Raw genomic sequence first — 13,527 nt, 5'->3', positions numbered from 1 at the left:
ACCACATACGGGTAGGATGATGTATAGTATATATGATATCTATAATTATTGTGATTATAATCCTATTTATTAGATAGCATATCTTTTAAGAAAATACACTTCTATCCATCATATATGTACAAATATATAGAGCTATTCGACGCAAATAATCTTTTTCATTCTAACACCTCCTCTTTTGAACAATTTTATCAGTATACCAAAAGCCTAAGATGCAAGCGACTATTTCTTGTGTGAATGGACTTAACATCATTAAAGGGTCATTTGTAATTATGCCTTCTTTAACACTCCACCAAACCAATAACGGATAAAATATAATCCAAAAAATCGTTGTTATGGGGGAACTAAAGCGTTAAAGCCGTCAATCCACCTAATGCCACTTCTGGCTTGTTGAGATTTAATCTTAGCTAATCTTATCGGCGTCTTTACGAATAGCTTTAAGTCTGCACCTATGGCTTGTGGATCAAAAACTCTTTTCTTTTTAATGCCTTTGTATTCTCTATCGGTCATTACGCCGTCATATAACCAGTCGAAAGACATACCGAATTCATTACGTAAAAACAAAGCGTAGTTTGTACTAGATGGTTAGATGGTTGTATACCAGTTTCAAATCTAGATATACAAGCTTGCATTTGAGTGGAAATCTCACCTATTTCTTCTTGGGTTTTAGTTATGCTCTTCACGCACCTGCCTAAAGCGTGAGCCTATTATCTTCCAATCTAAAGCGTCTTTATCGTTTTTTTGCATACGTACCCGAAGCAAATAAAAAAGGTGCGGGGAAAAATATTGTTAAATCAGGTATTTAAGAAATAACCAGCAACTATGGTATATAGTTATCACTAATAAAAACGTTTCATAAAACATAAAATATTATTTCATTTCTAAAAATAAAAAACGAATTAATTTTGATCAATGATTTAATTAATACAAAAAAAACAGAAAAAAATCTACGTCTAAAGATATTCTATCGTTATTATGCAATATATTTTTTTATTGATTATGACAAACCTGTACACAGGGAAATTTTGACTTATGAAACAAAAACAAAACTTTTCAATAACACCTTATTTAGAATTTGACCGTGAACATTGGGCAACATTAAGTGATTCTGTCCCACTAGATCTACTAACGGATAAAGAGCTGCTGAAACTGAAGAGTATCAATGATGAAATTTCAATGGATGAAGTAAATAAAATTTATCTTCCTATTTCAAGGCTACTTAATTTCTATATCAGTTCAAATTTACGTAGACAAACAGTTTTACAACAATTCTTAGGTACTAATTGTACTAAAGTCCCTTATGTTATCAGTATTGCAGGCAGTGTTGCAGTTGGTAAAAGTACCACAGCTCGCCTATTACAAACTTTATTAAGTCGTTGGCCCGAGCATCGTAAAGTTGATCTTATTGCAACAGATGGTTTCTTATACCCAAATCATATTTTAAACGAACGTGGAATAATGAATAAAAAAGGATTCCCGCAATCCTATGATATGCACCGTTTAGTAAAATTTATTTCTGATATAAAATCTGGAGTCAAGCAGGTTACCGCTCCGGTATACTCCCATTCTACTTATGATATCGTTGCCGATAAACAACAAGTGATTGATCAGCCTGATATTCTTATTTTGGAAGGGTTAAACGTTTTGCAAAGCGGAATGGATTATCCGCATGCTCCCCATCATGTTTTTGTATCTGAATTTGTCGATTTTTCAATTTATGTTGATGCCCCTGAAAATTTATTGAAAAAATGGTTTATCAGTAGATTTTTGAAATTTTGCAAAGTCGATTTTCCGACCCTAACTCCTACTTATACCATTATTCTAAATTAGAGCAAGAAGAAGCGATCAATATAGCTAAAAAAGTATGGGAAGAAATTAATAAAGTAAATTTGGAAGAGAATATAATACCAACCAAAGAAAGAGCCAGTTTGATCATGACAAAAGGCTCTAATCATTCAATTATAAATGTTAGATTAAGAAAATAATTTCAAACATTGAATCGATAATTAGCTTCGTCTCAACTGTTCTAATTATATGCCGTAATGAAATTTAACAACCGCAATATTAAGCCCAATACCAATCACAACCAATACCAATCACAATATGTGCCACATCGCCAGTTTTACCTATTATTTCAATTTAAAATACCTGCAAGCTTTTTTTCATTAAGATAAGGATCATTAAGCCATTTAACTTTTATATTACTAAAGATTAATTTATTAAGAGTCTCAGCTATCACAATCCCCGCAACCAAGCTTAGACCGATGGCAGTAGTCGGCCCTTGGTCTAAATGTCAGTAAAATGATAAATAAAGTTACAGCAGAAAGGAAAAGTCCAATATAGACCATGCCTCCCTCTACCTGCTGTTTTATATTCTGCAACACAAGCATCACCAGAACTTAATTGATCAATGCTCTAGTAGATATTTTGATTGGTATAATTAATAACCGGTTTTACTATTATATTTCCGCATCTCACTAAACCATAAATTCGCTCATAGTCTAGTCTAACAAATCCATTTTTCTAGTAAGTTGGTAACTCCCTTATTAGTAATAGTATTAACCTCAATACCTCATTTACGCAGTGTGTTAATATGTTTACTAATAACAGCTCGCGTCATGCCAAGTAATTAACCCAACTGCTCGCCTGAATGTATAAAATTATTTTGATGAGTTTTAAAGGAATAGTTACATCATTTTATGAAATAGCATCCTTAGCATTTACTTCACCATATTTACCAATAAAACGCACTTCTGTTTCTAGTGTAATAGCAAATTTCTCTATAACATTTTTTCTGATATAACGGGCTAAATCTACAATATCTTCTCCAGTCGCATTATTTTTATTAATTAAAATCAATGCTTGCTCTTTATGTACTGCCGCGCCACCACATTGATAACCCTTTAGATCACATTGCTCAATTAGCCATCCAGCAGCAAGCTTTACTGTACCATCAATTTGAGGATATTCTGGACATCGAGGATAATGGGCTTTTATTTCATTTGCCGCCATACTAGAAATAACGGGATTTTTAAAAAAACTACCCGCATTTCCTACCAAAAATGGATCAGGTAACTTACTTTGCCGGATTTTACAAACAGCGTCAAAGATAGTTTCCGCTGTCACTGTTTTTGCTGCTAAGGAAGTCAAACCAGCATATGTTAATCTGGGTTGCCATAGCTTGTTAAGCTTCAGACCAACTGCAACAATAGCAAAATTTTCACGATATTTATGCTTAAAAATACTATCCCGATAACCAAATTGACATTCAGCGGCATCTAAACGATATTGTTGACCATTATTTAGATTAACAATATCGACATAGTGACATGTATCTTTAAATTCCATACCATAAGCACCGATATTTTGTATAGGCGCAGCCCCTACAGATCCCGGAATTAACGCCATATTTTCTAATCCATAGATGCCATTTTTTATAAGTGTTTCAACCAATTGATGCCAATTATTCCCTGCGCCAACATTAATAAACCATTCATTAGCTGATTCAGTTATATCTAAAGCCATAATTTGATTTAAAATAACCAAGCCATCAAAGTCACTAATGAAGAGAACATTACTCCCGCCGCCCAATAATAAAATAGGCCACCCTTTTAGTCGTGCATTTTTCCATAACATAAGCAAATCTTCTACTGAAGTAGCCGAATATATTGCTTTTGCCTTAGCATCAAGACTAAAAGTATTATATTTTTTTAATTCATTATGATTATCAGAATGCATTATCAAAACTCAATTAATATAGTAAAACGACTTAATTTTGATTACATATAAACAAAAAATAACGTATCAATATCACAACCTATTCCCCTTTTTTTCGTTTAGCCTGTTCCCATTTATGTTCTATGTTATTAAGATCGGGTGAATAAGGCGGTAAAAATTCAACTTGATGTCCCGCTTTTTCAAGGGCATGTAAAATATCGTCACGTTTGTGAAAACTAACATTATCCATAAATAGTACCGATTTTTGTGGAAGAAAAGGTATGAGGCATTTAGTGATCCATCAATAAAAAACATTACTATTAATATTCCCGTTAAATAACGTTACCGTTAGTAATGCTTAAGATAGCCAAAATCCTTAAAAGCATAACAAATCAGAGTAATAGTCTTTTTATTTATATTATATTTCGCTAAAACAAATAATACGGTTTCTGCCAGATTTTTTAGCTGCATATAAAGCTTTGTCAGATTTATGCAAAGTTTTTGAAATAGGTTCTTGATCAAATCGTTCTGCTACTCCTGCAGAAATTGTAATGTTAATAGAATATTCACTTGAAATATTAATGAAAGATTTTTCTACAATATTTCTAAACTTATCTGCTAAAATAGCTGCTTCTTTTTCTGAATATTCAAAAGCAGCAACGGCAAACTCTTCTCCACCTAATCTCCCAACTAACATAGGATTTCTGAAATCTTTCAGCAATTGATAAGAAAAAAAAGCTATTACCCTATCTCCTATTAAATGGCCAAAATTATCATTAATATTCTTAAAATAATCTATATCAAAAAAAACAATTGCTAATTTTCCATTGTAAGATGCAATACTAGAAATAAAAGCAGAATGATTAAGCAATCCTGAAAGACAATCAGTACGACTTAATTTTGATACCATGTTATAAGAATTAAAAAAGTCTTTCATCACTGATCCAAATAGATATCCTAAGAATAAAGACATTATAACAGCAATAAAAACCAAAGATATATTCTCAATTAAAAGATATTTTAGCCCATAAAATGATGATAATCCTATGTAAAATAATATAATATTAGAGAAAAATATCGTAATGATAATAAAAATAGCAAATGTAATGCTAAAATAAATCATGAAATGGATAGGAGAAAAACTTTCTAGATTTTTCTCATTTCGTAACCATATACCAAGAAATGATTTCAAATATTTATCCCACTTAATAATTCTTGTAATTTATAGGAATAAAATAATATAATACATCAGTTAAAAAAAAATATAATAAATAAAGTTTACTAACTTATATATATTTTAAATATAAAATATATCGATAAAAATTAATTTATTTTACTTATAACATAAGTGATAATTAGGAAATTAGTTTGTTGAATTGATATATACTTTAACGTTTGTATAATATTTATTTATGAATAAAATCCTTAAAATAATTTTGAGGACACCTAAACAAAATCAAAATCATTCACAATTAATAAAATAAAATTATATTAAAATATATCAATTTCATAAGGAACTATTGCAAATATCTAATGAAGATTATATATCTGTCGGGATTTTAATTTATTAGTGGCAGTTAATATTTCACCGTAATAATATTATTTATGTAATTAAAAGACTTATAATAGTTTATTAGTATCTAAAAGTCAGAAAACATTTCTCTATATTGTAAACGTTTTTATAGTATATTGGTTATTGAGGTAGTTTAAATTTTAGGGATTATAAAAAATATTATAGTATATATTTTAATTGATTTTTATCGATCTTTAAAAGATGTAATAAATTCCCATTTGGATATTATTATTAAGATGTTTAATCTATAGTGAGGTGTGAATTTAATAGATGCTTATCACAGTACCAACTACTCCTTATCAGGATCAAAGATTTGGAACATCAGGCTTACGTAAAAAGGTTCTGACTTTTCAACAGGAATCTTATGTGGAAAATTTTATACAATCAATATTTAACACTATTGAAATTTGTGAAAATAAAACGCTTGTGATTGGAGGGGATGGTCGTTTTTATAACCTAGTTGTTATACAAAAAATTATAAAGATGGCATCTGCCAACGGTTTTAGTCGCGTAATACTTGGCAAAGGAGGAATACTTTCAACTCCAGCAGTTTCTCATATTATTCGTAAGTATAAAGCATGTGGAGGAATTATCCTTTCTGCTTCTCATAATCCAGCAGGACCTATGCAAGATTTCGGGATAAAATACAATATCAGTAACGGCGCTCCAGCTTCTGAACAAATAACTGAAGCTATTTTTGCTGAATCTATGAAAATTAGCTCTTATAAAACATTACAATCGGATGATATAGATATTGAAAATATTAGCACTAAAAAGCTTTCTAATATGCATATATCAATTATTGATCCAATTGAAGATTATGTAGAATTAATGGAGAAAATTTTTGATTTTGATGCTATTCGCGATTTAATTAGCTTTGGTTTTCGGATAGATATTGACTGTATGAATGCTGTTACTGGTCCTTATGCGAAAGAAATATTAGAAGTTAAACTGGGAGCTCCTACAGGATCAGTACGTAATTTTATTCCTCTAGAAGATTTTGGAGAGATATGCCCTGATCCAAATCTTGTTCATGGAAAAGATCTATATAATAGAATGATGACAGATAATTGTGCAGATTTTGGAGCTGCTTTGGATGGAGATGGCGATCGCAATATGATTGTCGGAAAGGGAATTTTTGTAAATCCATCTGATAGTTTAGCAATAATGGTTGCTAATGCTGGTTTGATACATGGTTATTCTTCTGGTTTAGTAGGTGTAGCACGTTCAATGCCTACAAGCACTTCTCTTGATCGTGTTGCTGATAAGCTTGATTTAAAACTATTTGAAGTCCCTACTGGTTGGAAATTTTTTAGTAATTTATTTGATTATGGTTTAATAACAATTTGCGGAGAAGAAAGTTTTGGAAATGGATCTGATCACTCTCGCGAAAAAGATGGTATATGGGCTGTTTTATTTTGGTTAAATATTATAGCTGTACGTGGAGAGAGTCTTTCGGATATAGTACATAAACATTGGGCCACTTATGGAAGAAATTATTATTCAAGATATGACTATAATAATATTCCTACAGATAATGCACAAGCATTAATGAAATATTTGAATTCAAAACTGTTAACTTTAGTTGGAAGCTCATTTATCGGAAAAAAAATAGAAAAGGCTGATAATTTTATATATACTGACCCAATAAGCGGAGATATAAGTGATAATCAGGGTATAAGAATAGTATTTGAAGATTATTCAAGAATAATATACCGTTTATCTGGAACAGATACTCAAAATATTACACTTAGAGTGTATATCGATTACTATGAACCTGATTCATCAAAACACTTACAAGATACACAGAAAAATCTTGCAGGCCTTGTTGAGGTTTCTAAACAAATTTCATGTTTGCGGCATTATATTGGAAATGTAGAGCCTATTGTTGCCATATAGTTAATTATCATGCATTATCTTTAGTAAAAACAATAGTATTTACAATACAATGAATAAGTATGCTTAATCGTAATAAAATATTTATTAGAATTTGATAGAAAACATCATTTATTTAAATCAGTTGTTTCTAATATCTTGACCGATTGGATAACTCTATCCTAAATTGACAGAGATACTCTTTTATATATATTTTATGTTTTTGAAAGAAAAAAATGACCCCCTCTTCTAATGTTCGCGTACGTGTTGCTCCTTCTCCAACTGGAGAGCCACATGTTGGAACTGCATATACAGCCCTTTTTAATTATCTTTTAGCAAAAATAACAGGAGGAAAGTTTATTCTTCGCATTGAAGATACAGATAGTAAACGTTCAACCCCTGAATCAGAAAGTGCTGTTATAAAATCTCTTAAGTGGTGCGGTCTAAATTGGGATGAAGGCCCTGATATAGGAGGAGAATATGGACCTTATCGTCAATCAGAAAGAAAACATATTTATAAACCTTATGTGAAAGATCTTTTGGATAAAAATTATGCATTTCGTTGTTTTTGCTCCGCAGAAAGATTAGAAGAAATGCGTAAATTACAACGCAAAAATAATATGCCATCTAAATATGATGGATGTTGTTTAAAACTATCTGATCAGACAATTGATGGTTTTCTTAAGGATAATAAGCCTCATGTTATTCGTCTAAAAATTCCTGATCAAGGATCATGTAAATTTAAAGACGGTATTTACGGCGATATGGAAATTCCATGGAATTCTATTGATATGCAGGTTCTGCTAAAATCAGATGGAATGCCAACATATCACTTAGCAAATGTTGTAGATGATCATTTAATGAAGATTACGCATGTAGCAAGAGGAGAGGAGTGGATTTCCTCTGTTCCAAAACATATATTAATTTATCAATATTTAAAATTACCTATCCCTGAATTTATCCACTTACCTCTTTTGCGTAATCCTGATAAATCCAAGTTATCAAAACGAAAAAATCCAACTTCCATTTCGTATTATTCTGCAACCGGATATATTCCTGAAGCACTCATCAATTTTCTAGGTATTTTCTTTATACAGACTGGTGAAAATGATGAAATTATGGATTTAAAAGAATTAATTGAAAGATTTAACCTTAATAAATTGCCAAAATCAGGAGCTGTATTTGACGGACAAAAACTAAATTGGCTGAACGGACGATGGATAAGAGAGCGTCTTTCTTCTGAACAGTTTATGAATCGCGTATCAGAATGGATAAACGAAGAAGATCGTATTACAAGATCTTTAAAACTTTCACAATCTCGCATCACTACTTTTAGTGCTATTCCTGCAATTATGGATTTTATGTTTAAATCTGATCTTAATATAACAGAATCGTCTTTTGAGAATAATTCAATTACTCCTGAAGAAACATTGAATATTATAAAACTATCTCAAATAGAGTTAGAAGGAATTAAAATATGGAAAAGAGAAAATATTGAGATAGCACTGCGAAATGTTGCTCAAAAATTAGAAAAATCTCTTAAATTAATTGTAAAACCTTTATTTATTGCCATATCCGGTTCTAAGTACTCTTTACCACTTTTTGATAGTATTGAAATTTTAGGGCGTGCGGTTGTTAATTATCGAATAAGAAATGCAATAAAATTAGTTTCTTTGCTCGTTCAAAATAATAAGAAAGAAAAAAATGAAAAGTCAATCTCTTAATCTATCTTTATCCTCAAATTCTATAGAAGTTAGATCTCAAAAGTTAGACATTCTCCGTAAAACATTAGGAGAAGTTTATCCTGCTCATTTCCATCGTGATTTAACTAATATTGAGTTAAATGAAAAATATTGTAATCTTCAAAAAGATGAAAAATCATTTGATATCGTTACTATATCAGGACGTGTTTATTCTTCTAGGAACTCTGGTATGTTCATGGATATTCACGATGCAAGCGGTAAAGTACAAATTTTTACGCATAAAGATATAGCAGATGAAGCTTCTTATAAATTATTACCTATGATTGATTTAGGTGATATCATAGGAGTTACAGGACAAGTACGTCGAACTAAACGTGGTGAACTGACAATAAATTCAAAAAAAATAACGATGCTTACCAAATCACTAAATTCAATTCCAGAAAAATATTATGGACTTTCTGATATAGAAACAAGATATCGTAAAAGATATCTAGATATTATCAGCAACGATGATTCTAAGTTACGTTTTCAACAGAGAAGTAGTATAATTTCTGATTTACGTTGCTTCATGGGTAAAAATGGATTTATGGAAGTTGAGACACCTATATTGCAACCTATATATGGAGGAGCGACTGCTGATCCATTCAAAACACACCATAATATCCTCAAAAATGATATGTATCTTCGTATTGCTCCAGAACTTTATCTTAAACGAGTTCTGATATCTGGTTTGACTGATAAAGTATTTGAATTGAATCGCAATTTTCGTAATGAAGGCACGTCTTCTAGACATAATCCAGAATTTACTATGATAGAAGCATATTGGGCTTATACAGATTATCAAGACATGATGAAATTTGTTGAAGATTTATTTGAAAATATTGTGATGAATATTCATGGAAAAACTGATATACTATTTGGAGAAAAAACAATATCTTTCAAAACACCTTTTGAATGTAAATCAATGCCTCAATTAGTAAAAGAAGCAACTGGTATTGATTTTATTAATTTAAAAAGTGATGAAGAAGCAAGAATCGCAGCACAAAATATTGGAATTGAAATCGAAAAAGATGCCCTATGGGGTGAAGTCATGATGACTTTATTTGAAGAAAAAATTGAAAAAAACATTTTAAATCCAACTCATATAAAGGATTTTCCTAAGGATATTTCTCCTTTTGCAAAAGAAGTACCTGGCGAAAGTCGACTTGTGGAACGATTTGAGACATATTGTAATGGATGGGAAATATGTAACGCTTTTTCAGAACTAAATGATCCTATAGAACAACGTATACGTATGGAACGACAAGTAATGCAATCACATGAACGTGGTGAGCACACGGTTCTTGATGAAGATTTTTTAGAGGCTATGACATATGGGATGCCACCAGCAAGTGGACTTGGATTAGGAGTTGATCGTTTAATCATGCTTATAACAAATGCTGCCTCTATAAGAGATGTCATTCTCTTTCCAGCACAAAGATAAAACTTCATAAATAAACTACAGAATTATATATAACAATATCAAACTATATATTATATCAATTACACAAGTAATTAATAGAATATATAATATTGCTTGTGCTCAATAACTTATAATTAATAATATTCAAAGGAGTAAACCTTATTTCAGGGAAAAAGTTTCCGACTTATTTCCTAATCGATTAAATCAATAGCAAAGATAAAGGCAAGTGATATCTTTAAAAAAGATGTTAAATAAAATACTTAACAGATTAAGCAATATATAATCTATTTTTTCATCTTTCCACATGGATTTTTATAATCTAATAATACGACCCCGCAAATCTATTTGATAATTCAGCTATAAAGGTTATCTAGATATTGATTATAAATAAAGTTTTATAAAACCATTCAAAACCTATACTAAAACTATTACTTGATGCATGAATTGTCTTTGTCTTAGTAAAGAAGAGATATTTTATCTTACTGATAATAAATATTACATTATGCATTTATTAGTTAATAAACGTTTTTGTTTCATTTTAATAGATATTTGATAGCGAACTTTAAAAGTAAGATAACTTAACTCTGATTATTAAAATAGTATTTTTCAATTATAAGTTATTTTATATTAAAAGTACTTTATAATAAACAAAAATAGACCTAAATCTTAAATTAATTTACTATATTATTAATCGCTTTCAACAAAAATTCAATATCTTCCTGTCGGGTTGAATGCCCGCAAGAAATACGTACAGCACCATATGACATATCATATCCCATAGCAGATAAAACATGATTATTTATAACTTTTCCCGATGAGCAAGCTGATCCTATAGATATAGCGATACCTGCTAGATCAAGAGAAACTTGTAAAACCTCTGCCTTTAAATAAGGCACACTAAAACAACAGGTATTAGAGACACGAGGTACATTTTTCCCGTGTATAATAACATTTGGAATTAATTTTTTCAAATTTTCTTCTAGATAATACATGATCTTAGAAATACCATCAGAACGTTCTTGTATATTATTAGCCATTTCCTTAGCAGCAGCAGCAAATCCATAAATTGCAGGAAAATTTTCTGTACCCGCTCGATGACCTTTTTCATGACCTCCTCCCAGCAATAATGGTTTCGGAAACAAAATATCATCTCGAAAAACAAGAGCTCCAGCACCTATTGGACCACCTATCTTGTAAGATGAAATAATTAGAAAATCAGCTCCTAGCTCATCTATATCAATAGATATTTTCCCAGCTGCTTGTACTGCATCAACAACTAAAATACCATCATGCTTTTTTACAATATCTGAAATCTCTTTGATTGGTTGAATCACTCCAGTTACATTATTCACAAACATAACAGCAACCATTGGAATACCCAAAGAACAATCTCTAGCATTTAATAGATCAGATAGAGATTTTATATTAACTATTCCTTCTGGCAAAACTTGTATCTTATGGACTTTATCAGCAGGAAATCGTCCTCCTTCATATATAGAATGATGTTCTATATCAGATACATATAGAGATTCTATTTTAATTTCCTGAGATCCTTTATAAAAATTAGGGGTTAATACCAAATTAGCAGATTCAGTTGCACAACTTGTAAATACTATATTATTATACTTTGCACCGCAAAAATCTGCTATTACACCACGAGCATTCTCAATATAAGAACGTATTTTCTGACCTTCCATATGGACAGATGAAGGATTACCAAATAAATCTAAAGCCTCAATAAAAGACTGTCTGGATATATCCAAAATAGGTGATGCCGCATTCCAATCAAGATAAATTCTTTTATTTTGCATTTTTTTACTAATTTCTCCAAAAATAACATTTTTCGAATTGTTATATGATAAATCTAATGTATATCTATCTTGAAAAAGAAAATATAATTAATCTATAATTGTATTCTTGATAAAATTAATAGCAATATTAATAATAATGCTATTAAATATGGGAAACATTATGTTGGCACGTGATTTTTTTTTAAAGATTATATCAATAAAATAGTTTTGCCAAATTTATTATAAACTTTTCAATAACGAAAGTGTTGATTTAAATGCCTGAAGTAGTATTTAATGGACCAGATGGTCGTCTTGAAGGCCGTTACCAGCCTTCTCAAAATCCAAGCGCTCCTGTCGCTTTGATTCTTCATCCTCATCCACGATTTGGTGGAACAATGAACGATAATATTGTTTATCAGCTATTCTACCTATTCCATAAAAGAGGTTTCTCGTCTCTAAGATTTAATTTTAGAGGAATTGGAAGAAGTGAAGGAGAATTTGACCACGGTGAAGGAGAATTATCCGACGCTGCTGCAGCTTTGGACTGGGTTCAAAATCTTAATCCTGAAAGCAAGCACTGTTGGATAGCTGGTTATTCTTTTGGAGCATGGATTGGTATGCAACTTTTGATGCGCCGTCCTGAAATAAAAGGTTTTATATCTATTTCTCCTCAACCTAGATCATATGATTTTTCGTTTTTAGCACCATGCCCTTCATCAGGTCTTATTATAAATGGAAGTTGTGATACAGTTGCAGATGAAACTAAAATCAAAGAATTAGTTGAAAAACTAATGAATCAAAAAGGTATTGTAATAACACACAAAGTTATTCCTGATGCGAATCATTTTTTCATTGATAAAGTAGATGATCTTATAAATGAATGTTCTAATTATATTGATCAACGCATATCTACAGAATGGATTACTTCAGCACCTGTTAAAAGATTGGAATAAAGTTTATTATTATAAAATAGCTATAAAAATCAATAATTTAGTTTGTTATTAATCCAAAATAAAATATAAACTAAGATTATTTTTTTTACTGTATTATTTATTAATTAATTTCCTCACTTTTTACATCAATAAATAGAACCATATTTCAGCCTATGTTTTAAATATTAAAAATTTCAATTAACATCTGCTCAATATTAATTAAATCAATATTAATAAAAGCATTAACTAATCAATAATTAAATTATTGACAATAATAGTAAATAGAGTTTACAGTATATAAAATATGTATATTATAATTTTTATACTATATCAATAACTATACTCCTATTAAGATCCTCATACGTTTTCACATCAATATATAAATGTTGTGTATAAAAATACAATTTATCATTTGGGAGTTATATAAGGAGGAAAAGCGATTAGTATGTGCATAGAGTATATAAAATCAAAAAAATCA

General features: G+C 30.3%; 11 protein-coding genes and 1 pseudogene. 5 read left to right on the top strand and 7 right to left on the bottom strand.

Annotated elements, in window-relative coordinates:
- Positions 1–160: 160 nt before the first annotated feature.
- Together LAM_RS03115 and LAM_RS05380 are read right to left on the bottom strand one after the other, a co-directional pair.
- A pseudogene (locus tag LAM_RS03115) lies at positions 161–435 on the bottom strand (hypothetical protein); the annotation flags it as partial.
- Between the two features lie 71 nt (positions 436–506).
- The gene (locus tag LAM_RS05380; RefSeq protein ID WP_187287988.1) at positions 507–680 is read right to left on the bottom strand and encodes a hypothetical protein; all 174 of its coding nucleotides are present in this window, start codon (positions 678–680) and stop codon (positions 507–509) included.
- A gap of 349 nt (positions 681–1,029) precedes the next feature.
- Here LAM_RS05380 and coaA point away from each other — a divergent pair, with 349 nt between their 5' ends.
- A complete protein-coding gene (gene coaA / locus LAM_RS03110) occupies positions 1,030–1,827 on the top strand; it encodes a type I pantothenate kinase (RefSeq protein ID WP_007557478.1) in 798 nt (265 codons plus the stop codon).
- A 304-nt stretch (positions 1,828–2,131) separates the two neighbouring features.
- Here coaA and LAM_RS05625 read toward each other — a convergent pair whose 3' ends face one another.
- From LAM_RS05625 to LAM_RS03090, 4 genes are all read right to left on the bottom strand, one after another.
- Positions 2,132–2,263, bottom strand: a complete 132-nt coding sequence (locus LAM_RS05625; RefSeq protein ID WP_420834416.1) for a hypothetical protein — start codon at positions 2,261–2,263, stop codon at positions 2,132–2,134.
- Positions 2,264–2,694: 431 nt separating this feature from the next.
- The gene (gene murB, locus LAM_RS03100; protein ID WP_007557476.1) at positions 2,695–3,735 is read right to left on the bottom strand and encodes a UDP-N-acetylmuramate dehydrogenase; all 1,041 of its coding nucleotides are present in this window, start codon (positions 3,733–3,735) and stop codon (positions 2,695–2,697) included.
- Between the two features lie 79 nt (positions 3,736–3,814).
- Positions 3,815–4,012, bottom strand: coding sequence for a transposase (locus LAM_RS05160; protein ID WP_338029013.1), 198 nt, complete (start codon positions 4,010–4,012; stop codon positions 3,815–3,817).
- Positions 4,013–4,132: 120 nt separating this feature from the next.
- Positions 4,133–4,906: a GGDEF domain-containing protein gene (locus LAM_RS03090; protein WP_007557474.1), complete on the bottom strand. Its 774-nt coding sequence runs from the start codon at positions 4,904–4,906 to the stop codon at positions 4,133–4,135.
- Between the two features lie 651 nt (positions 4,907–5,557).
- Here LAM_RS03090 and LAM_RS03085 point away from each other — a divergent pair.
- The 3 genes from LAM_RS03085 (at position 5,558) to lysS (ending at position 10,348) form a co-directional block, all read left to right on the top strand.
- Entirely contained in the window at positions 5,558–7,186 is a 1,629-nt protein-coding gene (locus tag LAM_RS03085; RefSeq protein ID WP_007557473.1) for an alpha-D-glucose phosphate-specific phosphoglucomutase, read from the top strand.
- Between the two features lie 212 nt (positions 7,187–7,398).
- Entirely contained in the window at positions 7,399–8,886 is a 1,488-nt protein-coding gene (gene gltX / locus LAM_RS03080; protein WP_007557472.1) for a glutamate--tRNA ligase, read from the top strand.
- A complete protein-coding gene (gene lysS, locus LAM_RS03075; RefSeq protein WP_007557471.1) occupies positions 8,867–10,348 on the top strand; it encodes a lysine--tRNA ligase in 1,482 nt (493 codons plus the stop codon). The genes gltX and lysS overlap by 20 nt, the downstream gene beginning before the upstream one ends.
- A gap of 650 nt (positions 10,349–10,998) precedes the next feature.
- Here lysS and LAM_RS03070 read toward each other — a convergent pair.
- Entirely contained in the window at positions 10,999–12,138 is a 1,140-nt protein-coding gene (locus LAM_RS03070; RefSeq protein WP_007557470.1) for a cysteine desulfurase family protein, read from the bottom strand.
- A 254-nt stretch (positions 12,139–12,392) separates the two neighbouring features.
- On the opposite strand from LAM_RS03070, the gene LAM_RS03065 reads away from it, so the two are divergent.
- Complete coding sequence (locus tag LAM_RS03065) at positions 12,393–13,070, top strand: alpha/beta hydrolase (RefSeq protein WP_007557469.1); 678 nt, start codon at positions 12,393–12,395, stop codon at positions 13,068–13,070.
- Positions 13,071–13,527: the final 457 nt, after the last annotated feature.

Source organism: Candidatus Liberibacter americanus str. Sao Paulo, from assembly GCF_000496595.1.
Taxonomy (GTDB): domain Bacteria; phylum Pseudomonadota; class Alphaproteobacteria; order Rhizobiales; family Rhizobiaceae; genus Liberibacter; species Liberibacter americanus.
The sequence above is the reverse complement of the archived record's forward strand: the minus strand, read 5'-3'. Positions and strand labels throughout refer to the sequence as shown.